This window comes from Kribbella sp. NPDC006257 (assembly GCF_040613535.1).
Classification (GTDB): Bacteria; Actinomycetota; Actinomycetes; order Propionibacteriales; family Kribbellaceae; genus Kribbella.
Genome location: NZ_JBEXSJ010000010.1, coordinates 218,742 through 245,148, shown reverse-complemented (window position 1 = coordinate 245,148; position 26,407 = coordinate 218,742). Strand labels below are relative to the sequence as shown.

Genomic DNA, 26,407 nt, shown 5'->3' with positions numbered 1-26,407 from the left:
GGCCGGCGCGCTCGCCGTCCCCGGCTGCGGCGCGGCGGGCGGCTCGGCACGGGTCCGTGAATGGAACCTGTTCGGTGGTGGTGACGGCGCCCGGCTGCTGCAGATCCATCAGCAGTTCGTTGCCGAACGCAAGGACATCGCCTTCCAGGCGCACACCCTAGCCTGGGGCCCGCCCTTCTACACCAAGCTCGCGATGTCCGCGGCCGGCGGCCGTGCCCCCGAGGTGGCCACGCTGCATCTGTCGCGGCTGCGGGGTTTCAGCCCGACGACCCTCCTCGATCCGATCCCGCTCGACCGGTTGACCGCGGCCGGCATCAACGAGGCCGACTTCCTGCCGAAGACCTGGAAACGCTGTCTCGTCGACGACAAGCTGTACGCCGTTCCGCTGGACCAGCATCCGTTCGTCCTCTACTACAACACCGACATCTGCCGGAAGGCCGGACTGCTCGGTGCCGACGGCCGGATCAAGGCGATCAAGGGTGTCGATGCCTTGATCGAGACGATGCAGGCGGTCAAGGAGACCACCGGCAAGTTCGCGGCCTCGGTCGAGACGACGAACCCGTGGCGGCTGTGGTGGACCCTGTACGGCCAGCTGGATGGACCGTTCTTCGACGAGTCGGGAACCCGCCTGGTGCTCGACGACGCGAAGGCTCTGGAAGCCCTTCAGTTGATGGCGAAACTCGCCGCCGACGGCCTGGTTCCGCGATCCTCGCCGTACCCCGCACTGGTGGCGATGTTCACCAACGGTGACGCCGGGCTGAGCTTCAACGGCGAGTGGGAGGTGACGACGTACGAGACCGCGAAGATGCCGTTCGGGATGGCGCCGTTCCCGCAGGTGTACGACGTACCTGCCTGCGCCGGTGATGCGCACACCTTCGTGATGCCGCACCAGAACGGCCGGAGCGCGGCCGATACGCAGGCCACCATCGAGTACATCGCCTGGATGCTGAAGCACAGCGTCGAATGGGCCGCCGGCGGGCACATTCCGGCGTACCAGCCGGTCGCCACGAGTGCGGACTACCTGGCGCTGAAGCCCCAGGCGGACTATCGCAGCGCGGCGAACCACGTGCTGCTGGATCCGGATGCCTGGTTCAGCGGTTCGGGCGCCCAGTTGCAGAACGAGGCCGGTGCCGCCTTCTCCGGCGTCTTCTCCGGACAGTCCACCCCGCGGCAGGCCCTCGACCAGTTCAAGGCCGCCGTTCAGAAGCTTCTCGACACCCCGTCCCCGGTCTGAGCGGAGCAGAAAATGGCCGAGCAAACCAGCCACCGCCCGTCGCCCGCACAGCCGTGGACCGAGAAGTGGGGCGGCCTCCTGTTCGTCACCCCGTTCCTCGTCTTGTTCGGGTTCTTCCTGCTCTGGCCGACCGTGGCCGGGCTCTGGAACAGCTTCTTCAACAAGAGTCTCGCCGGTGTCGGTGGGGAGTTCCTCGGCCTGGCCAACTGGCGCGAGGTCTTCGGCGACCCGGCCGTCTGGTCATCGCTGAAGAACACCTTGGTCTTCACCGCGATGAGCACTCCCCCGCTGGTCATCACCGCGTTGGTGATGGCGCTGCTGGCGAACCGGGCCGGAGTGTTCGGCTGGTTCCTGCGCTTCGCCTACTTCGCGCCGTTCGTGCTGCCGGCGACGGTGGTGACGCTGATCTGGGTCTGGATCTACCAGCCCGGATTCGGTCTGGTGAACGGACTGCTGACCTCGGCCGGGTTCGCCGAGATCGACTGGCTGAACACGGAGAACCGGGCCATGCTCGCCGTCGTCATCACCACGGTCTGGTGGACGGTCGGGTTCAACTTCCTGCTCTATCTTGCCGCCCTGCAAGGGATTCCCGAGCATCTCTACGAGGCCGCCTCGATCGACGGCGCCGGCGGCCGGCAGCAACTGTTCCGGATCACCCTGCCGCTGCTGCGCCGGACCACCGGACTGATCGTCGTCCTGCAACTGGTCGCGTCACTGAAGATCTTCGACCAGATCTACCTGATGACCGTCGGCGGACCGAACTTCTCGACCCGGCCGATCATCCAGTACATCTACGAGACCGGCTTCACCAGCTACCGGATCGGCTATGCCTCCGCGATCTCGTACCTGTTCTTCGTCGTGATCGTGATCGTTTCGATCGCCCAGTTCAAACTCTTCTCCGGCCGCAAGGAGGACCTCCGATGACAGCGCAGGCTGTGTCAGTCAGGCTCGCGGACAGCGGACCGGTCCAACCGCGGTTCGGCTTCGCCAAGGTCGCCCTGGGCACCGGGGCGGCACTGCTCGCCCTGCTCTGGCTGGTGCCGCTGCTGTGGGCACTGGACACTTCCCTCAAACCCGAGCCCGAGACGACCAGGACGCCGATCACCTGGCTGCCCGCCGCTCCGACCGCGGCGGCCTACAGCAGCGTTCTCGACCAGGGCTCGATCCTGCGGTGGTTCCTGAACAGCACGATCGTGGCGATCCTGGTGACCGCCCTGACCCTGCTCGTCTCGGTGCTGGCCGCCTACGGCTTCTCCCGTACGAGGTTCCCCGGCCGCAAGCCTCTGTTCGGTCTGCTGGTGGCCGGCATCCTGGTGCCGCCGCAGGTCCTGATCGTGCCCCTGTTCGCCGAGATGACCTCACTCCGGCTCGTCGACACCTACTGGGGAATCGTGCTGCCGCAGGTCGTCGCGCCGGTGATGGTCTTCGTGCTGAAGAAGTTCTTCGACGGAGTGTCGCGCGACTACGAGGACGCCGCCCGGGTCGACGGCGCCGGCCGGCTGCGGATCGTCTGGAGCGTGATGGTGCCGATGTCCCGGCCGATCCTCGGCGCGGTCGCCATCTTCACCTTCATCGGTGCCTGGAACAACTTCCTCTGGCCGTTCATCGTCACCACCGACCCGTCGATGATGACGATCCCGGTCGGGCTCGCGAACGTCCAGGGTTCCTACGGGCTGCGCTACGCACAAATCATGGCCTCCGCCGTCCTCGGCGGTCTGCCGCTACTGATCATCTACGCCCTCTTCCAGCGCCACGTGGTGCGGGGAGTCGGAGATGCGGGAGTCAAGGGATGAAGCGAATTCAGGCCGTACTGGGCTGTCTGCTGCTGCTGACCGCGCTGCTCACCCCACTGGGTGCGAGCGCACGGCCGGCCGCCGAACTGACCGGCGATCTCACCGCGCACGATCCCGCGCTGATTCGGGAGGGCAGCCAGTGGTATGTCTTCTCGACCGGTGACGAGGCCATCGGGGGCGGCGCTGTTCAGATCCGGCGGTCCAGCGACGGCCAGCACTGGACCCGGGCCGGCACCGTGTTCGGCCGGATTCCTGCCTGGGTGTCCGCCGAGGTTCCCGGGGTGAAGACCCTGTGGGCGCCGGAGATCGTGAAGCACGGCAGCACGTTCTACCTCTACTACGCCGCATCGACGTTCGGCTCGAACCGGTCGGCGATCGCGCTGGCCACCAACACGACGCTCGACCCGAACAATTCGGCGTACCGGTGGGTCGATCGTGGCCTCGTGCACCGGTCGGTGTCGTCGGACGACTACAACGCGATCGATCCGGGCATCGTCAACGACGCCCAAGGGACGCCCTGGATGGCCTTCGGGTCGTTCTGGAGCGGGATCCGGATGATCAAGCTGCAGTGGCCCTCCGGCCTGGCCGCTCCCGGCCAAGGGGCGCCGTTGCGGCTGGCCGACCGGCGGGTGCCGCCGAACGCGATCGAGGCGCCGTACGTCGTCTCCCGCAACGGCTGGTTCTACCTGTTCACGTCGTTCGACTTCTGCTGCCGTGGCACCGACAGCACCTACAAGATCGCCATCAGCCGGTCCCGCTCGGTGACCGGCCCGTACGTCGACAAGGCCGGCAAACCGATGCTCGAAGGCGGCGGCACCATCCTCCTGAGCAGCACCGGCCGCAAGATCGGTCCCGGCGGCCAGTCCGTCTTCGGCGACCTGCTGGCCCACCACTATTACGACGCGAACGCCAACGGAGCCATTCGCTTCGACATCCGCCAACTCAGCTGGGGATCCGACGGCTGGCCCAGCATCCGCTGAGCCACGCCCCGCACCCCCACCACGACAGGAGCCACCCAGTGACCTCTGCCTCTCTCGTCCTCGATCCCGCCTTCCGGATCGCCGCGGTCAACCGGCGGATCTTCGGTTCGTTCGTCGAGCACATGGGCCGTTGTGTCTACACCGGGATCTACGAGCCCGGACACGCCACCGCCGACGAGGACGGGTTCCGCAAGGACGTCCTCGAACTCACCCGCGAGATCGGCGTCTCGCTGGTGCGTTATCCCGGCGGCAACTTCGTCTCCGGCTATCGCTGGGAGGACGGTGTCGGCCCGCGTGAAGACCGGCCGCGCCGGCTCGACCTGGCCTGGCACAGCATCGAGACCAACCAGTTCGGTCTCGCCGAGTTCGACCGCTGGTGCGCCAAGACCGGGGTGGAGCCGATGATGGCGCTCAACCTCGGCACCCGCGGTGTCCAGGAAGCACTCGACCTGCAGGAGTACGCGAACCATCCCGGCGGCACCACACTGTCCGATCTGCGCGGGCAGCACGGCGCCGAGACGCCGTACGGCATCAAGTTGTGGTGCCTGGGCAACGAAATGGACGGGCCGTGGCAGGTCGGTCACAAGACCGCCGTCGAGTACGGGCGGCTCGCGGCCGAAACAGCCCGCGCGATGCGGATGATCGAGCCGGACCTGGAGCTGGTCGCCTGCGGTTCGTCGTCCCGGGCGATGCCGACCTTCGGGGCCTGGGAACGCGACGTGCTGCGGGAATGCTACCCGTTCGTCGACCACATCTCGGCCCATGCCTACTACAACGACGAAGAGGGTGACACCGCCTCGTTCCTGGCCTCGGCCGTCGACATGGACCGCTTCATCGACGCGGTGGTGGCCACCGCGGACCACGTCGCGGCCGAACTCAAGACCGACAAGAAGATCACCATCTCCTTCGACGAGTGGAACGTCTGGTACGGCGATCGCTCGCGGCGCACGGACGGCCCCGGCGACCAGTGGGAGGTCGCGCCGCGGCGGATCGAGGACGAGTACAACGTCACCGATGCCGTTGTCGTTGGCAACCTGTTGATCTCGCTGCTGCGGCACAGCGACCGCGTCGGCGTGGCCTGCATCGCCCAGCTGGCCAACGTGATCGCGCCGATCATGACCGAACCCGACGGCGCCGCCTGGCGGCAGACGACCTTCTACCCGTTCGCCATCACCTCCCGGCTGGCCGCGGGACAGGTCCTGCGCCTCGAGCTCGAATCCCCGCTGATCAGCACCGCGAAGTACGGCGAGGTGCCGACCGTCGACGCGGTCGCCACGTACGACGAGGAGTCCGGCGAACTGGCCGTTTTCCTGGTCAACCGCTCGATCGACGGACCCGTCGAGGTCACCGTCGACACCTCCCGTACGCCGGTCACCGGCGTACGGGAAGCGGTCGGGATCCACGACGACGACCGGGACGCCTCCAACACCGCAGCACACCCGGACCGCGTCACCCCGAAGCCCAACGACTCACTTCGCCTGGACGGCAGCACAGTGACCATCACCCTGCCCGCCACCTCCTGGACAGCCCTCAGCCTCACCACCCGCTGACAAGCTGCAACTGCCCTACCCGCTTGAAGATCTCGAACGCGAGCACGTCCACGCAAGGCGCAGCGGACCGGTTTCCGGTCCGCTGCCCTAGCGCTCAGTCGATACCGTGGCTCACTTGCCGCTGTGTGGGGTGATCTCGAAGAAGGCGAAGTCGGCGGGCAGGTGGGCGGTGTGGGAGTCGACGGCGGCAAGGCCGGTGAAGGCGCCGGTGAATCGCAGGGCGCTGCCGTAGTCGTCGGAGAGAACGGACGCGTCGCGGGGGTGACCGACGTCTTGCCACTTCTCGCCGTCGAGCGACACCGAGAACTGCAGGTTCGCGTTGTCCAGGGTGCCGCGCAACTGCAGGGGCGCGTTGACCTCGATGTCTGTCACCTGTTCGGTGTAGCGGCCGTCGTCGGAGCTTGCGAGGACGACGCGGGGACCGGCTTCGTGGCCGGTGATGCCGAGGAAGAAGTGCGTGGTGGTGTCGTACCAGAAAACCAGACCTGCATGCTGTCCGGGGAACTCCGGCGCGCATTCGATCGAGGTCGTCACCACGACCTGGGTGCTTGTCAGCCGTTGCGCCACCAGACTCAGCGCGAACCGCGACCGCAGGCTCTGGCGTCCGCGCAGCCGCAACCAGCCTGGGCGTTCGGTCAAGGTCACCCAGTTCGGCGTCATCGGCTGACGCAGTGAACACCAGTCGACAGACAGCGAAGTCTCCTCGAACTCATCGCGCTGCACCGATGGGATCACGTCCTCGCGACCTGTACCGGCGGGCAGTTGGACCTCTGTTTCAGGCCAGTGGGTGCCGTTGGTGAGGCGGAGCCAGCCTTCGTCGGTCCAATGGACTCGTTGGAGGCAGGTTTCGCGGCCGAGCATGGACCGGCGCTCGCCCCGGGCCAGCACCGGCCGGCTCGCGAGGTGGACCAGATACCACTCGCCGGTCGGCGTCTGCACGATCTCGCCGTGGCCGGCCTTCTGGAGCGTCAACCCGGGGTTGTCGCGGGACGTCAGCAAGGAGCCGTCCGGATCCAGGACGTACGGACCGTCGATGGCACGGGATCGCGCCATCAGGATCCCGTGGTTCCAGCCGGTGCCGCCCTCGGCCAGCATCAGGTAGTACCAGCCGTCGCGCCGGTACAGGTTCGGCCCTTCGACCAACTCGTCATCGGTCAGGATCAGGCGCTGCTCCCCCACCAGACGGCCACCGTCGAGATCGACTTCCTGGAGCACGATGCCGGCGAACGGCGACCGGTCCGGCCGGGCGTCCCAGGTCATGTTGACCAGCCAGCTCCGCCCGTCGTCGTCGTGGAAGAGGGACGGATCGAAGCCGCCGCCGCCGAGCTGTACCGGCTCCGACCACGGTCCCGTGATCGATGCCGCGCTGACCAGGAAGATGTCCAGGTCCTTGAACGGGCCGGCCGTCGTGTACACCACGGCGTACACGAGCCAGAACCGGCCGTCGTGATGGCTCAGTGACGGCGCCCACACCCCGCCGGAGTCCGGTACGCCGCGGAGCGGCAACATCCGGTTGCCGGTCAGGGCGTGCCCGATCGGCCGCCAGTCGCGCAGATCGCGAGAGTGATGGAGCCGGATTCCCGGGGACCACTCGAACGTGCTGTTGGCGACGTAGTAGTCGGCGCCGACCCGGAGGATCGACGGATCCGGATGGAAGCCGGGCAGGATCGGGTCCGGACGGTTGCGGTGGTCATCTCAGCCTGATTCTTCGAGGCCCGACCGGACATACTGAGGTCGAGCGGAGGTGGGACAGATGGTCGAGGCGGTTCGGTCCGGGCCGACGATGGCGGTGGTCGCGCGGATGGCCGGGGTCTCGGTGCCGACAGTCAGCAAGGTGGTGAACGGCCGTGGCGGAGTCGCGGCCGCGACCCGGGACCGGGTCGCGGAGGCTCTTCGGCAGGTGGGTTATCTGCGCGAGCCCAGCACGCCGTTCGACCAGCGTGGCTCCGGGCGACTCGTGGACGTCGTCATGCATGGGTTGCGCAGCAGCTACGCGGCCAACGTGCTCGGTGGGATCGAAGCGGCGGCCCGCGAAACCGGTCTCGACGTGGTCGTCGCGGCCTCCGAGGCCGAGCAGAGCCACCGCGAGTCCCCCGCCGGGGGCTGGCTCGACCATCTGATCGACCGCGGCACCGGCGGCGTTCTCCTCGTTCTCGTCGAGACGACGTCCGCGCAGCATGAATGGCTCACCCACTTCGGCATACCGTGCGTCGTCGTCGACCCGATCACCAGCCCGCCCGACGGCGTACCGACCGTTGCCGCCAGCAACGAGAAGGGCGGGTACGACGCCACCCGGCACCTGCTCGAGCTCGGGCACACCAGGATCGCCCATCTCGGCGGCAGCGCGCCGAAGCTCTGCGCCCGGTCCCGGCTGGCCGGATACAGGTCCGCCCTGGCCGACGCCGGAATGGACGTACCGGCCGGTTATCAGCCCGACGGCAACTTCCAGGAAGCCCGGGCGCAGGCGGAGATGGACCGGCTGCTGGCCCTCCCCGAACCGCCCACGGCGGTGTTCGCGGCCTCCGACCTGATGGCGATCGGTGTCTGCCGCGCGATCCGCGCGCACGGCCTGCAGGTCGGCCGTGATATCAGCGTGGTCGGCTTCGACGACGTCGAAGAGGCCCGCGTCACGGTCCCGGCCCTGACCACCGTCCGGCAGCCACTCGTCGACATGGGCCGGACCGGCCTGGACCTCCTCGCCCGCAGCATGCGCGGCGAGGAGGTCACCGGCCACGTCGAACTGCGTACCGAACTCGTCGTCCGCGAGTCCACCGCGGCTCCCCGTCAACGGCCTGTGAAGAGTACGACGGTCGTCCGGGGCGGCACGTCGATCGACCGTCGCAGTGGCACGTCCTGACCGGTACGAAGGTCTTTGCCGAGACCGGTGCCTGACGGTCTCCAGCTGAACGTGCGGTCCTTGCTGGTGTTCATCGCGACCTGATAGCCGGCGTACTCCAGGACGTAGAACGGCGCTCGCCCGACCTCGATCTTCTCGATCCCGACCGTGGTCCCGCCGAGCGCCGGGTCCATGTCGTCCGGGACGGGCGCCAGATAGAGGCGCTGGCCGGCGTACACCTGGTGCAACGTCGGGCCGGGATACCTCCAGCCACCCGCCGGTACGGTCGAGGCTGAGCCGCTGTCGTTGATGGCGAAATCCCAGCACACCCAGTCCTGGACCGTGTAGGTGTTGGCCGGGTCCTTGTCGAACACCGACCGCTCCCGGATCGTCCCGGACCGCTCGGACTGAGGCGTCACCAGATGCACGCGGGCGTAGTCATTCACGGCCTGCTTGGCCCGCCAGTACAGCGAGGCATAGAAGATCTCCGCACCGCGCTTGATCGCCACCGCGCCGGCCTCCTCGTCGGTAAAGACGAAGTCCGGCCGGTCCCACCCGCCTGGCAATCGCTCGGGTGAAGCGGGCAGGTTCTGGAACACCGGTAGGTCCCGGGCAATGAAGTGGAAGGCATTCAGCCCGACCCGGCGGCCGGTGTTCGACACCAACAGGTCGAGCTGCGGCGCCAACTGCCCGTCCGCGACCATCTGCTGTGCCCAGCCCACGATCCGGCGGTCCTGCAGTACCGCGGCCGCCTCGAGTGGATGCCCGTCCCATGCGGTCCGCTGTGCATAGACCATGTCGCCTGGGTAGTGCTCGTTGCGCCAGCCGATCATCTGCTCCAGCCGCATCGCGCGCTTGCCGTCCTCGTCCTCGGCCGGATGCCGGAACCACCCCCTGGTGTGGATGATCTTCAGTAGCTGGTCGCGCAGCCGCTCGTCGTCGGTCGCGTCCGGTCCACCGGTCACTGACTCGTACATGGCAATCAGCCAGTCCGTCACCTCGCCGTACGTGCCGACATAGCCGAGCTCGCGGGTCAGACCGGCGGAGGACACGACGTGGTAGTCGTGCCCGAGCGTCCACGTCTTGCTACCGTCCTCTCGCTCAGGCCCGCGCCAGGGCTCGAGACCGACGCTCTCGTAGAGCCAGCTCCTGGCCGTCGACTCCGGCCAGGCATCCGCCGGCGACAGCAGCCGCAGCCCGCGATTGGCCTGGTAGATCCCGATCGACGTGATCTGCGCCTGATTGGTGTAGTGCCGCTGATGCTGCCGCCAGTACTCCCGGCTCGCGAGCAACATCTCCCGGTACGCCGTTCTGCGCGGCACCGGATCGGCCTGGACCGGGGGTGGGGCGCCGACTTCGATGTCGTCGAACCAGGCCGTGTCCCCGTTCGCCGTCGCCATCCAGAACTCGAACTCCACCGCTCCGTCGGGCACGTCGATCGTTGCCCCGACCGTTTGCCACTCCCCCGATCCGGTGGGCCGGTACACATTGTGATCGCCCCCGATGAAGGCGTTCTGTGCGTTCCAGAACAGCAGGTTGACGTGTGCGGAAGCCACCGCCGGAGCGGCCTTCACCCAGCAGGAAAAGGTCAGTTGCCCTGGGCCCACTTTCGTCCGGCTCGACGGTGTGATCAGCATCGACCCGCCCGCGTTCGCGCTGATCTTCAACGAGGCCGCACCACCGTGGGCAACGGTCGTGTCCCGGCTGAAGGTCCCCTTGTTCGCCCAGCCCGCGGGATTCCAGCCCGCCGGACGGTCACTGCCGACCTCGAAGCCAGGGTTCATCACGTCCGTGCCGCCCGGCGTCACGAACTTGTCCAGCTCCGGCTGGAGGTCGTCCCACAGCGTCATCAGGGCGAGCCCGACCCGGCCGAATCCCTGCCACTGCTGGTCGGAGTCCGTCATTACCTTGCTGTCTGCTTTCCACGCCAGATAGCGGCCGTCGATGGCCTGGCACACCTTCGACAGCGTCAGCGGATTCCGGTACGCCGGACTGCCGGGCCAACGGTAGCCCTCGGCGAGCGTGGTGTATCCCCAGGCGTCCAGGCTGGCCGGATTCACCGCGTACAGGAGTGCGTTCTGGTCGTCGAGGACGCGTTTGCGGATCCGCGCGATCATCTCGTTGTCAGTGTTCTGCCGAGTCGCGGGTGGGGCGGCCTGGCCGAAGTTGTCACCGTTCGGCGGCTCGAAGTACGGCGTGGTGTGCGTGTAGACGCGGTACAGGCCGCGCGACGGTGTGGTCATCGGGCGGTAGAAGCTGTCTTGGTTGCCGTAGGCATAGATCCGGCCCATCGCCCGGATCTCCAGCTCAACCGCCCGGCGTCCCTGGGTGACGAACTCCGGCAACGGCAACGTGTGCAGGAAGAACCGGTCCGCCAGCCGCGGGTGCTGGCTCATCTGGTCGGCCTGGTCGAGCACCGACTGGTCGAACCAGCCGAGCACCTTGCCATCGATGAAGAACTGCAGGCGCCATTCGTGATCGGCGTCTGCGAACTCGCTCCCGAAGAGCTTCACCGACGCGTACGTCGTACCGGTTGCGGCCACGGCCACGGTGAATCGCACGGTCCCACCCCACCAGTCGGCGGGATCGCGCGGGTTGAGGACCCTGGCGGCCTGGCCGAGACCACCGCGGATGACATCGGACAATTCGGCGGCGACGGCGTGTGCGCGCTCCGACCCAGGCACACCGAACTCCAGCACGTCCAGAAGGCCCGCTCCAGTCGCCGCTGCGCCGGGCTGCGCTGTGGTCCAGGTGAACCCGCTCGCCACCGCGGTCGCCATCCCTGCCTTCAGCAAACTTCTCCGGTCGATACTCGTCACCAGGAAACCCCTCCACGGGTCGAAAAGCGGGATAACGTTTTCCTGTCGGGGAAGCTAGAACGCCACTGTTGACCCCGTCAAGCCGTCGCAGCCGATGGAAAGTTTCGCTCGCCCCAACCCGGCACGGTCCTTCGCCAGGGACTTGTCAACGCCGTTTCGCCCTTGTACGTTGCGGGAAAGCGTTTGCCTATCCATCCCCCGAAGGAGGTCATCGTGGGCATCAGTGTGAGCACCAGAGCACCCGGGCAAGAGCCCGGCGTCCGTGCTCCCCGACCCGTCGACGCCCAGCCGGACCATCCGCCGACGCAACGGACGAGACGGGCTCGCGAGCGGTCCGGGCGCGGTCCGCAGCTCGCCCTGCTGGTCCTGGCGGTGCCCGCGGTCGCCTTCTTCGTCGTCTTCAGCTACGCCCCGATGGCCGGCCTGGTGGTGGCCTTCAAGGACTTCGACGTCAACCTGGGGATCTTCGGCAGCCCCTGGTCGGGGCTCGACAACTTCCGCTACTTCTTCAGCTCCGGCGATGCCCCGCGGATCCTGGTCAACACCCTGTTCCTCAACATCTTGTTCCTCGCCGCGACGATGACCGCGGGGATCACGTTGGCTGTCATGCTCAATGAGGTCCGTCACAAGCTCTTCAAGCGGTCCGTGCAGTCGGTGATCTTCTTCCCGTACTTCGTCTCGCCGATCGTGATCAGCATCATTCTGCAAGTCCTGCTGGCCGGGGTCGGTGGGAACGGCGGCGCGGCGAACGACCTGCTCAAGGTGTTCAACCTGCCTCAGGTCAGCTGGTACACCGAGCCCGGCCCGTGGCCGTGGATCCTCACGACCGTCAAGATCTGGCAACTCGGTGGCTACCTCAGCATCATCTTCCTGGCGGCGATCACCTCGATTCCCGAGGAGGTGTACGAGGCCGGCCTGATGGACGGCGCCTCCCGCGCCCAGATGGCGCTGCGGATCACCGTTCCGCTGCTGCGTCCGACCGCCGCCGTCCTGCTGGTGCTCGGCATCGGGCGGATCTTCTACGGCGACTTCGGCACGATCTACGCGATCGTCGGCGACAACGGCACCCTGTTCCCGACCACCGACGTGATCGACACCTATGTGTTCCGGTCGCTACGCCAGCTCGGCGACTTCGGCACCACCGCCGCGATCGGACTTTTCCAGTCTGTCGTCGGCTTCGTGCTGGTCGTCGCCGCCGTCCTGGTCCAGCGCCGCTACGCGAAGGAGACGAGCATCCTGTGAGTACGACGTACCGGCGCAGAGCCGAACCCTTCACCGTCGTCAGCATCATCGGCGTCACGCTGTTCGCGCTCGTCTGCCTGATCCCGTTCTGGATGATCATCGCCGGCTCGTTCACCGCCGAGTCGAAGCTTTCGGTCAGTGGCTACAGCCTCTTCCCCAAGCCGTTCTCGCTCGCGGCCTACCAGACGATCTTCACCGGTCCGGCGGTCCTCAGCGCCTATCGCACGAGCGCGTTCATCACCGTCGTCGGCACGGCGCTTTCGCTCGCGGCGACGTCCGGGATCGCCTGGGTGATCGCCCGCCGGTTGCCCTACATCAGCAAGCCGCTGGCGATCTTCACCTACATCCCGATGCTGTTCACCGGCGGACTCGTCCCGCTCTATCTGCTCGTCACGCAGTACCTGAAGCTGCAGAACAGCCTGTTCGCGGTGATCCTGCCGCTGGTGGTCGCGCCGTTCCTGGTGTTCATCCAGGTCAGCTTCTTCCGCCAGCTCCCCGGGGAGATCCTGGAGTCCGCCCGGGTCGACGGCGCGAGCGAGTTGCGGATCTTCTTCCAGATCGGGCTGCCACTGTCGAAGCCGATTCTCGCGGTGATCGGGCTCTTCTACGCGGTCACCTACTGGAACGAATGGTTCCACGCGCTGCTGTTCATCGCCGAGCCGGGCAAGTATCCACTGCAGTTGCTGCTGCAGAACCTGATCTCCAGTGTCACGAACGCGGCCACCCTGCCGCAGTCGACCGCCCAGGCGGCGCCGGTCTACCAGATCCGGCTCGCGCTGACCGCCGTCACCATCGGTCCAATCCTGCTCGCGTACCCGTTCGCGCAGCGGTACTTCGTCAAAGGCCTCACCCTCGGCGCCACCAAAGGCTGACCGAGCACAACCCTGAAGCAGGAGCACCATCATGTCCGCACCCCACGCAATCTCTCGTCGTGCCTTCCTCGGCGCCACCGGCGGCGTCTCCCTGGCAGCGCTGTTCGGGCTGTCCGCTTGTAGCGACGGCAGCGGCCAGGCGGCCGGCGGCCAGGCCGCGAAGAATCTGAAGCTGCTGCTCCCCGGCTCCGTGCCGGACGGCTGGAACGCGGTACTGACCGCCGTCAACAAGAAGCTGCAGGACGAGCTCGGCTTCACGATCACGCCGCAGTTCATCAACTGGAACAACTACGGCAACCAGGCACTGCTGAAGTTCACCGCGGGCGAGAACTTCGACACCGCCCTGCAGGCGCGCTGGCTGAATATGTCGCAGCTGGCCGGCAGCGGTTCCCTGGTCGATGTCGGCCCGTTGATCGACAAGTACCCGAACCTCAAGAAGACCCTGAACCCGAAGATGCTCGAGCTGAACAAGTGGAGCGGCAAGCTCTGGGGCATCCCGCAGGTCAACAGCGCGGGCCGGATCCACCACTTCGCGGTCCGCCAGGACCTGGCCGACAAGTACGGCGTCGGCGAGATCACCGACTTCACCACGCTGGAGAAGTTCTGGTACGACGTCAAGCAGCACGACCCGAGGATCGTCCCGATCGCGCTCAGCCAGAACCAGTCGAACCTCACGTGTGTACCGGGCCCGGTGGCGATGTTCAACGCGCATGCCTGGGAGAACCCGAGCCGGATCGGGCAGAGCTTCAGCGGCAACTCGATGCCGTTCTTCCTGGCCGCGGACGCCAGGTCGAGCGGCAGTTCCCGGCCGATCCCGTTCTGGGAAGAGCCCGGTGTCGTCGACACCTTGCGCAGGATCCGGAAGTACTACCAGGACGGCATCATCAACCGCGACGCGTTGAACGCGGACGCGGCGACGAGCAAGGGATTGTTCACCAACGGCCAGACCGCGAGCGCGTGGGCCACCACCGACGGGTTGTCGACGACCACCCTGCTGCCCGGTCTGCTGAAGGCGGTGAAGTCCGCGAAGATGGCGAACGTGATGCCGCTCAAGGGCGGCAAGTCGGTGAAGCCGAACCAGACGTTCCAGTCCGACAACTTCGCCGTACTGAACGCCAAGGGCGCAAGCAACGAGCGGGCGATGCAGCTCGAGGACTGGCTGTCGATCAAGGCGAACCACGACCTGATCTCGTACGGCGTCGAGGGCAAGGACTGGAAGCCGGTCGGCGAGGACAAGTTCGAGCAGCTGAGCACGTACGCGTTCCCCGGGTTCGCGCTCTGCTGGCGGACCTCGCTGGAACGACGGTCGGCGCAGATGACCGAGTCGGAGTCCGAGTGGTTCACCTGGGCGCAGAACTACGACAACTTCACCGTCGACACCTTCGCGGGATTCATCCCCGACGTCACGGCGGTGAAGCGTGAGGACGCGCAGATCTCGCAGGCCTTCACGCAGTACGGGAATCCACTGTTCTTCGGTGCGGTCGACGTCGACGCCGGCCTCGACAAGCTGAAGAAGGCCGTCTCGTCCGCGGGGCTCGACAAGGTGCAGGCCGAGATGGAGAAGCAGGCCAACAGCTACCTCTCGGCGCAGCGTTGACGGCGCTCCGTCCGTTCGCCCTCGGCGAGGTCACCCTCGGCCCCGGCCTGCTCGCGGACAAGGCGCGTCTCATGCTGGACCACCTGCGCTCGTACGACACCGATCGCCTGCTGCGTGCGTTTCGCGAGAACGCGGGGCTGCCCACCCCGGATGTGCCCAGACCCGGTGGCTGGGAGGACCCGGTGGGTGAAGCGAACGGCAATCTGCGCGGCCACTACACCGGGCACTTCTTGTCCGCACTCGCCCAGGCGTCTGCGAGCACACGCGATCCGACGTACGGCGAGAAGTTGGAACGACTGATTGCCGGGCTGGCTGAATGCGCCGACGAGTCCGGGTACCTGGCGGCGTACCCGGACAAGCAGTTCGTCGTGCTGGAGACCATGACAGAGGCGGACTACACCGTTGTCTGGGCGCCGTACTACACCGCGCACAAGCTCGTGAAAGGTCTCCTCGACGCCCATCTCGCGCTCGGCGAACTTCGCCCGCTCGAACTCGCCGAGGGGATGTGCCGATGGATGTACGAGCGTCTCCGTCGGCTCCCGCCGGCCGTGCTGCACCGAATGTGGTCGCTCCACGGCAGCGGGGAGTACGGCGGTCTAGCCGAGACACTGTGCGACCTGTACTCCGTGACCGGCGAACCCGACTGGCTGGATTTCGGCCGCCTGCTGGACATCGAGCCGCTGATCTCGGCGTGTACCGAAGGTCTCGATGTCCTGGACGGCCTGCACGCCAACCAGCACATCCCGATCTTCACCGGATTGGTCCGCCGGTTCGACGTCACCGGTGAGGACCGCTATCTGCACGCCGCGGCCAACTTCTGGGATCAGATCGTGCCGGGCCGGACCTACAGCATCGGTGGCACCAGCTCGAACGAGTTCTGGGGACCAGCCGGCATCATCGCCGGATCGCTCAGCGAAACCAACGCCGAGACCTGCTGTGCGCACAACCTGCTCAAGCTCAGCCGGTTGCTCTTCTTCCACCTGCACGATCCGAAGTACGTCGAGTACTACGAGCGGACCCTGTACAACCAGATCCTCGGATCCAAGCAGGACGAATTCTCAGCGGACCGTCCGCTGACGACGTACTTCATCGGGTTGGAGCCTGGCTCCGTCCGCGACTACCTCCCGAAAGCTGGGGCAACCTGTTGCGAGGGCACCGGCCTCGAGAGCGCGACGAAGTACCAGGACTTCATCTACTGCCACAGCGACGACGGTCTCTATGTCAATCTGTACTCCGCTTCGTCGGTGAGCTGGGCCGGAGTCACTGTCATCCAGACGACCGATTTCCCCTACGAACAAGGCCCCACGCTCACCTTCGACGGGGCCGGATCCTTCACGCTCCACCTGCGGATCCCGGCTTGGACGAGCGAGTTCCAGGTCACGGTCAACGGTGCGGCCGTGCATCCGGACGCCGGGTCCGGCGGATATCTCGGCATCAACCGTGTCTGGTCGACGGGTGACACGGTACGGGTCGATCTGCCGTTCAGAGTGCGGGCCGAGCCGACACCAGATGGCGCGACGCTGTCGGCGGTCATGTCCGGCCCGATCCATCTCATTGCCCTCGACAACCGTCGAGAGCTTCTCGAAGCAGCAGAACTCATCCCCATGCCGGGAGAGCCGCTGCACTTCCTTGCCGACAGCATCGAGTTCGTGCCGTTCTTCGAGGGCACGACCCACCCGTTCCATTCCTACGTCAGGACGGCAGCCACTCCATGAGCAGCTCCACGAAGCGATCGGGGTACTGCTGATGAAGGTAATGTGTGGCTCCGGGCCACACTTCGATGGCGGAGCCGTGCGGCCAGTTCATCGTCCGTGCGAAATCCGCGGCGTACTCGGTCGAGTACAGGCTGAGGCACGGCTTCGTCAGCTTCGGCAGGAAGGCGCTGGTCGCGGCGCGTGCACCGATGCTTCCGGGCGCCAGGTACATCGACTCGTACAGGCCGGCCAGCACGGGTCCCGGCGTACGCGCCATCTGTGCCCGGACCACCTCATGGAGGGCATTGCCGGCGAGGGCCTGGTCGACGAACTCCAGGCCGGCCTCGGTGCCCCGTCGCCGAAGCTCCGCGAGTACGTCGGGACAGCGCGCGACCTCGGCGTCATCGGCGCCGTACGCCGGGTCGATGACGCAGATCGCTCGCACCAGCTCGGGAAACCGGACCGCGAGCCGGGCGACGACCTGCCCACCCATCGAGTGGCCGACGGCAACCACCGGTCCCCCACCGGCGGCGACCGCCGCGAGGTCGTCCACCAGCCGGTCGATCGTGAGATCGCCGACGGCCGCCGCCTCGCCATGGCCCGCCAGATCCGGCACCAGTACGTCGGCCCATGGCGCCACCAGCTCGTCGATGTCGCCCCATGACCGGCGATCTGCTCCCCAGCCGTGGACGAACAGAAGCCGGGGCCTGGTCATCGGCGCCGGCTTCTTCGGGCGGCCGCGGTGGACTCCCGGATGACAAGCGACGGCGTCGCGACCGACGTCGGAATCTCGCGGTCACCGGCCAGCAGGCGGGCGAGCGCGTCGAAGGAGCGGGCTCCGAGGTCATTGAAGTCCTGGCGGACCGTGGTGAGCGCCGGGCGCAGCATCTCGACGAAGGGCTGGTCGTCGAAACCTGCGACCGAGACATCCTCCGGCACCTGGACACCGTGGTCGAACAAAGCACGCAGAACTCCGGCGGCGATGTCGTCGCTGCCGCACAGCACGGCCGTCACATCGCGTCGTTCGGCGATCTGCCGGCCCCACGCGTAACCACTGCGGGGTTCCCACTCCGCGTGCATGATCTCGGGGATCTGCGCCCCGGCGGCCTTCAGGGCGGCTCGCCATCCCTCGGTCCGGCCGGAGTGCTTGCCCATCGTCGGACCCGCGACATGATGCACCGTGCGGTGCCCGAGCCCCAGCAGGTACGACGTGACCTCGCGACCACCCGCACGCTCGTCGATCAACGCGTACGCCCGGGGACCGGTCCGGCGCGAACCACCTCCGGCGACCACGGTCGGAACGGAGGCGGGCATCGCCTCGATCGCGGCCAGTCCGGGCCGGTCGAACTCGAGAATGATGGTGCCGGCCACCGGCTGGACCAGCAGCTGGTCGATCGCCGCCGACACCACCTCGGGATCGGCCGAGTCGATGACCGCGATCCCGACGTCCATCGACACCTTCCGCGCCGCGTGCTCGATCCCCTCGATGGTCCGCGCGTACCCGTAGCTCGACGTCGCTCCGGCGATCACCGAGACCAGCGACCGCCGGCCGGAGACCAGCATCCGGGCCGCGCCGTTCGGCCGGTAGCCGATCTTGTCGATGGCGCGCCGGACCCGCTGCTCCACCTCCGCGCTGACCGGCTTGGCGCCGGTCAGGACCCGCGAGACCGTCGGCACCGACACCCCTGCAAGCCGCGCGACGTCGCCGAGCACAGGTGCGCGCTTGCTCCGAGAATTCGTCGCCATGCAGGGATGATAGCGATTTCCTTCGCGCTCGCTGACCACCGCCTGGCAACCGCCGGTCCGAACTGTGAGGCGGTAACACCATGAATGCTCCGATCTTCCAGTGGGGCACCGACGCTCTGCGACTGCACATCACGCACGGCGAACACGAGCCACCACGCCTGCTCGCGGTGACGACCGCCGACGACCCGGACCTCGATCCGGCCGCCTACCGACGTGCCGCACTTCCGGTCGTCGAGCTGGCCGTGGCCGGCAGCGGCAGGCACGGTACGTCGGGTAAGCGCCACGTCGACGGACTGGCTGGGCAACGTCTCCGGCTGGTCACCTGGCAGCAACACGTGGAGGCCGGGGTCCACCGGCTGCGTCTCGATCTGGCCGATCACGAGCACGGTCTCGAGGTGAAGGTCCACTACTCGATCGCCGATGACGCGCCTGCTCTGCACACCTGGGTGGAGGTCGGTACGACGGAGAGCGTCGTACTGGACTATGTCTCCAGTCTGACCTTGTCGGGCCTCGGTCTGGGGCGACGGTGGGAGGACGAGTTCGCGCTGTGGCAGGCCGCGAATCCTTGGAGCGGTGAGTTCCGCTGGCGCCGAGCCACCCTGGCCGAGCTCGGCCTGTACGACGTGGGCATGGTCGCGTACGACCAGACCGGCTCGAAGAACCGCGTCTGTGCGACGAGCACCGGCAGCTGGTCCACCTCCGAGCGGTTGCCGATGGGCATCCTGGAGGACCTGCGCACCGGGCGGATGCTCGGCTGGCAGATCGAGCACAACGGTGCCTGGCACTACGAGCTCGGCGATCGCTACGACTCGGTATATCTGACCGCCTCGGGTCCTGCCGCCGCCGAGCACCAGTGGTCGCAGCGCCTGGAGCCCGGTGAGACCTTCCGGACCGCCCCGGCGACCGTTGTGATCGGCAACGATCTCGAAGAGGTGGCGACGGCGCTCACCGCCCATCGCCGGCGGATCCGCCGGCCGCACGCCGAGGCCCCGATCATCTACAACGACTTCCTCAACGGGCTGATGGCCGATCCGACCACCGCGCGCGAGCTGCCGCTGATCGCGGCCGCCGCGGACCTCGGTGCGGAGGTCTTCTGTATCGACGCCGGCTGGTACGACGACGAAGGCGGTGGCTGGTGGGATTCGGTCGGCGAGTGGAAGCCGTCGGTCAACCGCTTCCCGGACGGCGGTCTCGCCGCGGTGATCGACGAGATCCGTGCGGCCGGCCTGCGCCCCGGACTGTGGCTGGAGCCGGAGGTCGTCGGTGTCCGGAGTCCGATCGCTCGCTCACTGCCCGATGCGGCGTTCTTCCAGCGCGACGGACAGCGACTGACCGAGTGGGGTCGCCATTAGCTCGACCTTCGCCATCCGGCGGCCCGGGCGCATCTGGACCAGGTGGTCGATCGGCTGGTGACGGAGTTCGGCCTTGCCTACCTGAAGCTCGACTACAACATCGACATCGGCGCCGGAACAGACCTGGCGGGCAGCGTCGGCGGCGGGTTGCTCGAGCACAACCGGGCCTTCCTGAGCTGGGTCGGCGAGGTGATGGACCGCCATCCGGGGCTGACGATCGAGGGCTGCTCGGCAGGTGGGAGCCGGCTGGACGGCGCCTCCGGTGCGACCTTCCCGATCCAGTCGCTGACCGACCAGCAGAACTTCCGGCTGATGCCGCCGATCGCCGCTGCGTCGTCCTTGGCCATCACCCCGGAACAGGCCGGCGTCTGGTCGTCCGTCGACGGTTCGATGACGGATGAGGAACTCGCGTTCTCGCTCATCACCAGCCTCTTGTTCCGGGTCCATCTGGCCGGCCGGATCGATACGCTGTCAACCGCTCAGCGCAGCGTAGTACGTGCGGCCCTGCTGACCTATCGCGGACTGCGCACCACCCTCTCGACCGGTACGCCGTGGTGGCCGCTCGGACTCCCCGGCTGGCGCGACGAGTGGGTGGCGGTCGGCCGCCGTACCGATGCCGAACTGCTGCTGGCCGTCTGGCGGCGCGACGGCGACGCCAAGGTCACCATTCCCCTCGACGCGGCGCGGGAGGTCGAGGTCCGGTACCCGAGCTGGGGCGGCGAACTCGCCGAGGTCGTGACGGATGCCCAGGGACAGCACGCGCTCGAGATCGCCCTTCCCGCAAGTCACTCTGCCCGGCTGATCCGCCTTCACTGATCGGAGTTTCATCGTGCCCAACCCAGCGAGATGGCTGGCCGCCCTGTCGGTCCTGGCCGGCCTCATCATCGCCTCCCCCACCGCCGATGCCGTGCAGCAGGTCACCTATCCGGCGGTGGTGCTGAACGAGGTCACCAGTAGTGCCGGATTCGTCCATCCGGGCATCGGCGTCAGTGCGCAGAACCTGGTGAACGCGCGTCAGCAGGTGCTCGCCGGCGTCGAGCCCTGGGCGTCGTACTACGCGGCGATGGTCGAAACCAGGTTCGCATCGCGGACCGTTCGCTCTGCCAACCAGGGTGCCCAGCTCGATTTCCCCGCCAATGACGCGTTCAACTCGCAGGCGATCCAGTCGAAGTTCATCGAGGACGCGTTCGCCGCCTACACCCAGGCCATTCTGTACGTCATCACCGGCGACCCCGTGTACCGGGAGAACGCCCTGCGGATCATCCGGATCTGGAGCCATCTGGATCCGGCGAAGTTCGCGGTCTATCCGGATGCGCGGATCCACAGCCCGATCCCGTTGATGCGTCTGCTGACGGCCGCCGAGCTCATCCGCTACTCGAGCGTCAACCCGGGTGAGTCCGGCTACGACATCGCGTGGCACGACTCCGATACCACCAACCTCAGCACGAACCTCGTCGTACCGCTGACGGACACCTTCCTGCACCACAACGACTACTTCATGAACCAGCAGGCCTTCGCGAACGTCGGCGCGCTGGCCGGTTACATCTTCACCGACAATCTCCCGCGGTACCGCGAAGGGGTCGAGTGGTTCACGGTCAACTCCACCGCCCCGAACCCGCACACCAACGGCGCACTGGCGTCGTACTTCCGCCGGATCGACAAGCGCGATCCGCTGAACCACTTCGGTTATTCGTTCGTGCAGGTGCAGGAGATGGGGCGCGACCAGGCCCACGCGTGGGACGGCGTCAACGCGTTGACCACAACGGCCCGGATGCTCACCGTGCAGGGCACCCGGCTCGACCCGGCGCACGGGACCGTGTCGACCAGCCGCAACGCAGTGTCGCCGTACCGGTTCGGAGACAACCGGCTGCTCGCCGGTAACGAGGCGTTCTTCGCCTATATGCGGGGCAAGGACATTCCCTGGATCGACACCACGGGCGGACCCGGGAAGCTGTCCGAGGCCTATCGTGGCCGCCAGTTCGAGCCGAGCGACGAGCTGTACGACATCTACAAGTACAGCCTGGGAGTCGACGTCGAACGACAGGCTCCGAACGTCGCGGCGATGCACCTACAGGCTGATGGACCCAAGTTCTTCTGGGGGACGTCGGCGTACAACTTCTGGAACAGCAATCCCGACTACAACCCGGACTACTGGCTCTCCCTCCCGGCGGCCGTCGGCGGACACTCGCGGCCGGTCCAGGCTGACCCGTTGATCCAGGTCGAGGACCGTAGTCTCGCGCTCGACCACCGCTCGGCAGTGCTCCACGAGCCGGACCTCGGCTTCGTGCGAATGCATGCCTCGGGCAACAAGGGCACCACGATCGCCGTCCGGACCCTCCTGTACGACAACCGGAACGGCTACAGCCCGGTCGGGCTCCGGATCCGCACCAAGGGCCGAGCGACTCTGCAGATCAGGAAGGATCGTTCCCTCGCGCCGTACCACTCCTTGACGCTGCCGGACACCCACGGCGAGTGGCGCTACCTGACCTACGACATGGACTACGCCGTCCTCCCGGGCAGCAGCGGCGGCGAGAACCTCGCGTACTTCACAGTCGTCGGCTCGCCGAAGGTCGACGTCGACCTCGATCACGTCGACCTCCAGGCCAGGATCCGGCTCAGCCCGCCGGTGTTCGCCGACGGCCGCCGGGTCACGATCATCGGTGTCGCCGGCGCCCAGCTCGAGCGATCGTTGGCCGCGACCGACAAGCCGGGCGAGACCGTGAGCTATGAAGCGCAGTCGGCTCCCGCCGGTGCGACGTTCGACACCGCGACTGGCGCGCTGCAGTGGACGCCCACCGCCCAGCAGGTCCGGACCCACGCCACCTTCGTGGTGGCATCCGACGGTACGACGAACGCAGTGCTCGACGTCACCCTCGTGATCGCGCCGGACCGTCGGCGCGCGGTCACGGCTGCCCTTGAGGGGTTCAATCCAGATGAGACTTACGTCAAGGCGACTTTCGACGAGCTCAGTAGCACCAGGACCGCGGTCGAGGCCTCGATCGAGACGGCCGACGACCAGACCTTCCTCGCAAGCCTCAGCACGCTACAGAAGGCGGTGTCGAAGCTACGGATCCTCAACCCGCACCTGACGGATGGCTCCCTGGACTATCCACTGCTGGTCAGCTCGTCCCTGCCCGCCACCGCGGTCGCGAATCTGATCGACGACGACATCAACAGCTTCTCGGGCGATCTCCGGGCGCCGTTCATGCTCGACTTCGGTGCCGGCTTCGCGGTTCGGGCGGATGCCTTCGGTCTGCAGGCCCGGTACAACTTCGGAAATCGGTCCCAGGGCGCGAACGTCTACGGCTCGAACGACGGTACGACCTGGGCGCTGCTGAGCTCACGGGAGACCACCGACACCACCGCCCAGGGCTTCGCGATGGAGACGATCCCCGTCCGCGACGGCCTCCAGGACAAGACCTTCCGGTTCTTCAAGGTGCAGGTCGACCATCCCGGCGTACCCACCGATCCGGCGTACCCGGGTCTTTCGTCCTTCAGTGAGCTGAGGATCCACGGCGTCCGCCTCGAAACGGCGCAAGCGATCTCGGCGGCAACGCTCTCCACGAGTAATCCCGACTCTGCGAAGGCGATCAACGGAGACACCGTCACCCTCGCCCTCGTGGCCACGCAGCCGCTCAGCACCGTCAGTGTCGCGATCGAAGGCGTCGATGCAAAGGTCACCAGCAACGACAGCCGGCACTGGCGGGCCGAAGCAGTGCTCCCTGAGAACGTCGACTACGGGCGCCCGCTGCGATTCGCCGCCGACTACACGACCGGCGACGGCCGTCCGGGCGCGACTGTCTACCAGACCACCAACGGGTCGACGCTCGAGCTGTGGAACAACCACGTTCAGATCGTCGCGATCGACCGGTCCTGGGTGAACGCGTCCACACCCGCGTGGCCCGGCACCGGAACCACGGCCGACAACGGCTGGCGAATGTTCGACGGCAACCTCGCTACCGCCACCGACACCACCAGCGCGAACGGATGGGTGACGGTTGCTCCCAGCAACGGGTCCCGGCTGGAACTCGACGCGATCCGGGTGCGACCCCGCGCGGCGTACCCTGCGCGGGCCAACGGCACCACGGTGCAAGGCTCGAGCGACGGCGGTGTCACCTGGCAGACGCTGGCCACGATCAACGCAGTGACCTCCGACCAGCAGTGGTACACATTCCCGCTTCCACAGCACATGTCGGTTCCGCTGGTCCGCATCCTCGATGATCACGGCGGCAACACCAATCTCGCCGAGGTGCAGTTCCTGCAGTTCCAGGAGCTACCTCGGTAGACCGTCCGATAGCACCTCCCCACCGAAGGAGACGCCACATGAAGGAGATCAAGCGACGCACGATTCTGACCACAGCCGCCGGGCTGGCCGCCACCGGCATGGCGGCCACGGCCGGCCTCGGCCCGCTCGGCCGGCCGGCAGACGCGGCACCGGCCATGTTCACCCATCCGGGTAGCCTGCACAACTGGGGCGACCTGAACCGAGCCAAGGTACGCGTTGCCGCCGGCAACGATCCGTGGCTGGCCGGCTGGAAGCGTCTGACCGCCAACTCGCACGCGCAATCGTCCTGGCGACCGAACCCACAGGCCACCATCATCCGTGGTGGCACCGGCGAGAACTACGGCATTCTCTACAACGACGTGCACGCCGCCTACCAGAACGCACTGCGCTGGTGGGTCCAAGGTTCGAGCGCGCACGGCGATTGTGCGCGCGACATCCTCAACGCGTGGTCAGCGTCGCTCACCACGGTGACAGGTAACGCAGACCGGTTCCTGGCGGCCGGCATCTACGGTTATCAGTTCGCAGCAGTCGCCGAACTCATGCGCGGCTACTCAGGCTTCGACCTGGCCCGGTTCAAGACGATGATGAACAGGGTCTTCTATCCGCTGAACAACCAGTTTCTGCTCAATCACAACGACGCCTGCATCACCAACTACTGGTCCAACTGGGACCTGTGCAACATGAACTCCATCCTCGCGATCGGGATCCTGTGCGACGACGCCGCGAAGTACGACCAAGCGGTGAACTATTTCAAGACCGGCGCCGGGAACGGCTCGATCCGGCACGCGATCCCGTTCGTGTACGCCGGTCAGGGCCTCGCGCAGTACCAGGAGTCCGGGCGCGATCAAGGCCACACCATGATGGGCATCGGGCAACTGGGCGCCTTCTGCGAGATGGCATGGAATCAAGGCGAAGACCTCTACGGCTACGACGACAACCGGTTCCTGAAGGCCGCGGAGTACGTCGCCAAGTACAACCTCGGTCAGGACGTCCCGTTCACCAAATACACCTGGGGCAGCGGCCAGAACTGCGCCTACAACGAACACACGGTGATCTCCACCGCGAGTCGCGGCCAACTCAGGCCGGTCTGGGAGATCCTGCACTTCCACTACACCCGGCGCAAGAACCTCACCACGCCGTACATCTCCGCCATGGCCGCGAAGCTTCGCCCCGAAGGAGGCGGCGGCGACTACGGCTCCACCAGCGGCGGTTTCGACCAGACCGGCTTCGGCACCCTCACCTACGCGAAGTAGCTGTCGTGCTCGGCCTGGCCAGGGTCAGGCCGAGCATGGAGACGATGGCGCCGGCGGTGAGGAGGGTGGCCATCGGTACGGCGGTGTGTTCGCCGCCTAGTCCGGCGATCGGTGCGATGGTTCCGGCGGCGACCCATTGGACGAAGCCCAGTACGGCGGATCCGGTGCCGGGGCGATCGGAGACGGCTGCGGACGCCAGAGCACCGCCGTTGGGGATCATCAGGCCTTGGGCAGTCATCAGGACGAAGAAGCACCCGAGCGCGAGGATCAGTGGTGTGCCGAGCCACACTGCACCGGCCAGCATCGCGACTCCCGCGGCGAGAGCGGCGAGCTGGCCGGTCAGGATGAGCTTGCGGGTGGAGACCCTTCCAGCGAGCCGGGCCGCGATCAGCGCCGCGACGGTCATCCCGGTGGCGTTGGCGGCGAAGTCGACGGAATACGCGATCGGAGAGAGCCCGTTCATGGATTGCAGGACGAACGCGGATGTGGCGACGTACGCGAACAGCGCACCCATCGCGGCCCCGGCGACCACCAGGTAGCCGACGTACTCCCGGTTGGCCAGAACGATCCGCCCGACGGCGAGAAAGTTGCCCAGCCCGCCGGCGTGCCGGCGTTCGCGCGGGAGCGATTCGGGCACGGCGACCAGGACCGCCACCGTCATCGCAAGACCGAGCAATGCGACGAGCCAGAACGAGACCCGCCAGTGCGACAGTTGCAAGATGAGTCCACCGAGCAGCGGACCGACGATCGGCGCGATGCCACCGACCGCGGCGATGACGTTCAGTACCCGGACCAGCCGTACGCCGGTGGCCAGGTCGACGATGATCGCCCGCCCGATCACCATCGCCCAGCCGCCGGCAAAGCCCTGGACGAGCCGGGCCACCGTCATCACCGCGATGGTCGGCGCGAGCGCGCACACGATCGAGGCCGCGGTCACGACCATGAGTGCCGCGAGCAACGGGATCCTGCGGCCGCGTTGATCCGAGACCGGTCCGCCGATCAACTGGCCGAGCGCCATACCGACGAAGAACGTGGTCAGCGTGAGCTGGACTTGCGTCGCAGTACTGGACAGGTCGGCTGCGACCTGGGGGAACGCAGGGACGTACATGTCGGTGGCCAGCGGCGCGATCGCGGTCAAGAACACCACGGTCGCG

17 protein-coding genes and 1 pseudogene are annotated in these 26,407 nt (G+C 67.1%); 13 read left to right on the top strand and 5 right to left on the bottom strand.

Annotated features, from left to right (window positions below; translation table 11 throughout):
• The 5 genes from ABZ004_RS15385 to ABZ004_RS15365 form a co-directional block, all read left to right on the top strand.
• The coding region (locus ABZ004_RS15385) for an extracellular solute-binding protein (protein WP_355680478.1) at positions 1–1,234 on the top strand (1,234 nt) is incomplete at its 5' end.
• Between the two features lie 12 nt (positions 1,235–1,246).
• Entirely contained in the window at positions 1,247–2,158 is a 912-nt protein-coding gene (locus ABZ004_RS15380) for a sugar ABC transporter permease (RefSeq protein ID WP_355680477.1), read from the top strand.
• The gene (locus ABZ004_RS15375; protein WP_355680476.1) at positions 2,155–3,027 is read left to right on the top strand and encodes a carbohydrate ABC transporter permease; all 873 of its coding nucleotides are present in this window, start codon (positions 2,155–2,157) and stop codon (positions 3,025–3,027) included. The genes ABZ004_RS15380 and ABZ004_RS15375 overlap by 4 nt, the downstream gene beginning before the upstream one ends.
• Positions 3,024–4,007 carry an arabinan endo-1,5-alpha-L-arabinosidase gene (locus ABZ004_RS15370; protein WP_355680475.1) on the top strand — a complete coding sequence of 328 codons (984 nt, stop codon included), beginning with the start codon at positions 3,024–3,026 and terminating at the stop codon, positions 4,005–4,007. Before ABZ004_RS15375 ends, ABZ004_RS15370 begins: the two co-directional genes overlap by 4 nt.
• A 38-nt stretch (positions 4,008–4,045) precedes the next feature.
• Complete coding sequence (locus tag ABZ004_RS15365; RefSeq protein ID WP_355680474.1) at positions 4,046–5,557, top strand: alpha-N-arabinofuranosidase; 1,512 nt, start codon at positions 4,046–4,048, stop codon at positions 5,555–5,557.
• Positions 5,558–5,668: 111 nt separating this feature from the next.
• Here ABZ004_RS15365 and ABZ004_RS15360 read toward each other — a convergent pair whose 3' ends face one another.
• Entirely contained in the window at positions 5,669–7,222 is a 1,554-nt protein-coding gene (locus ABZ004_RS15360; protein WP_355680485.1) for a glycoside hydrolase family 43 protein, read from the bottom strand.
• A gap of 88 nt (positions 7,223–7,310) precedes the next feature.
• On the opposite strand from ABZ004_RS15360, the gene ABZ004_RS15355 reads away from it, so the two are divergent.
• Entirely contained in the window at positions 7,311–8,414 is a 1,104-nt protein-coding gene (locus tag ABZ004_RS15355; RefSeq protein WP_355680473.1) for a LacI family DNA-binding transcriptional regulator, read from the top strand.
• Here ABZ004_RS15355 and ABZ004_RS15350 read toward each other — a convergent pair.
• Positions 8,342–11,212 (bottom strand): hypothetical protein, encoded by a 2,871-nt coding sequence (locus ABZ004_RS15350; protein ID WP_355680472.1) that lies wholly within the window; start codon positions 11,210–11,212, stop codon positions 8,342–8,344. The genes ABZ004_RS15355 and ABZ004_RS15350 overlap by 73 nt on opposite strands.
• A gap of 213 nt (positions 11,213–11,425) precedes the next feature.
• On the opposite strand from ABZ004_RS15350, the gene ABZ004_RS15345 reads away from it, so the two are divergent.
• Genes ABZ004_RS15345 through ABZ004_RS15330 form a run of 4 tightly spaced genes read left to right on the top strand, consistent with a single transcriptional unit; the run spans position 11,426 to position 16,638 of the window.
• A complete protein-coding gene (locus ABZ004_RS15345; protein ID WP_355680471.1) occupies positions 11,426–12,454 on the top strand; it encodes an ABC transporter permease subunit in 1,029 nt (342 codons plus the stop codon).
• Positions 12,451–13,326, top strand: coding sequence for a carbohydrate ABC transporter permease (locus ABZ004_RS15340; RefSeq protein ID WP_355680470.1), 876 nt, complete (start codon positions 12,451–12,453; stop codon positions 13,324–13,326). The genes ABZ004_RS15345 and ABZ004_RS15340 overlap by 4 nt, the downstream gene beginning before the upstream one ends.
• Before the next feature lie 31 nt (positions 13,327–13,357).
• The gene (locus ABZ004_RS15335; protein WP_355680469.1) at positions 13,358–14,923 is read left to right on the top strand and encodes an ABC transporter substrate-binding protein; all 1,566 of its coding nucleotides are present in this window, start codon (positions 13,358–13,360) and stop codon (positions 14,921–14,923) included.
• Positions 14,920–16,638, top strand: coding sequence for a beta-L-arabinofuranosidase domain-containing protein (locus ABZ004_RS15330; RefSeq protein WP_355680468.1), 1,719 nt, complete (start codon positions 14,920–14,922; stop codon positions 16,636–16,638). The genes ABZ004_RS15335 and ABZ004_RS15330 overlap by 4 nt, the downstream gene beginning before the upstream one ends.
• Here the strand turns inward: ABZ004_RS15330 and ABZ004_RS15325 are convergent.
• Both ABZ004_RS15325 and ABZ004_RS15320 read right to left on the bottom strand, forming a co-directional pair.
• Positions 16,616–17,332, bottom strand: coding sequence for an alpha/beta hydrolase (locus tag ABZ004_RS15325; RefSeq protein WP_355680467.1), 717 nt, complete (start codon positions 17,330–17,332; stop codon positions 16,616–16,618). The genes ABZ004_RS15330 and ABZ004_RS15325 overlap by 23 nt on opposite strands.
• Positions 17,329–18,363 (bottom strand): substrate-binding domain-containing protein, encoded by a 1,035-nt coding sequence (locus ABZ004_RS15320; protein WP_355680466.1) that lies wholly within the window; start codon positions 18,361–18,363, stop codon positions 17,329–17,331. Before ABZ004_RS15320 ends, ABZ004_RS15325 begins: the two co-directional genes overlap by 4 nt.
• Positions 18,364–18,443: 80 nt before the next feature.
• Between ABZ004_RS15320 and ABZ004_RS15315 the strand changes: the two are divergent.
• The 3 genes and pseudogenes from ABZ004_RS15315 to ABZ004_RS15305 all read left to right on the top strand — a co-directional run bounded on the left by ABZ004_RS15315 (position 18,444) and on the right by ABZ004_RS15305 (position 25,253).
• Positions 18,444–20,531, top strand: a pseudogene (locus ABZ004_RS15315) (glycoside hydrolase family 36 protein).
• 13 nt (positions 20,532–20,544) lie between these two features.
• The gene (locus ABZ004_RS15310; protein ID WP_355680465.1) at positions 20,545–24,000 is read left to right on the top strand and encodes a putative Ig domain-containing protein; all 3,456 of its coding nucleotides are present in this window, start codon (positions 20,545–20,547) and stop codon (positions 23,998–24,000) included.
• A gap of 38 nt (positions 24,001–24,038) precedes the next feature.
• On the top strand, positions 24,039–25,253 hold the full coding sequence (locus tag ABZ004_RS15305) for an alginate lyase family protein (protein ID WP_355680464.1): 1,215 nt from the start codon (positions 24,039–24,041) through the stop codon (positions 25,251–25,253).
• Here ABZ004_RS15305 and ABZ004_RS15300 read toward each other — a convergent pair.
• On the bottom strand, positions 25,237–26,397 hold the full coding sequence (locus tag ABZ004_RS15300) for a multidrug effflux MFS transporter (RefSeq protein ID WP_355680484.1): 1,161 nt from the start codon (positions 26,395–26,397) through the stop codon (positions 25,237–25,239). The genes ABZ004_RS15305 and ABZ004_RS15300 overlap by 17 nt on opposite strands.
• Positions 26,398–26,407 lie beyond the last annotated feature (10 nt).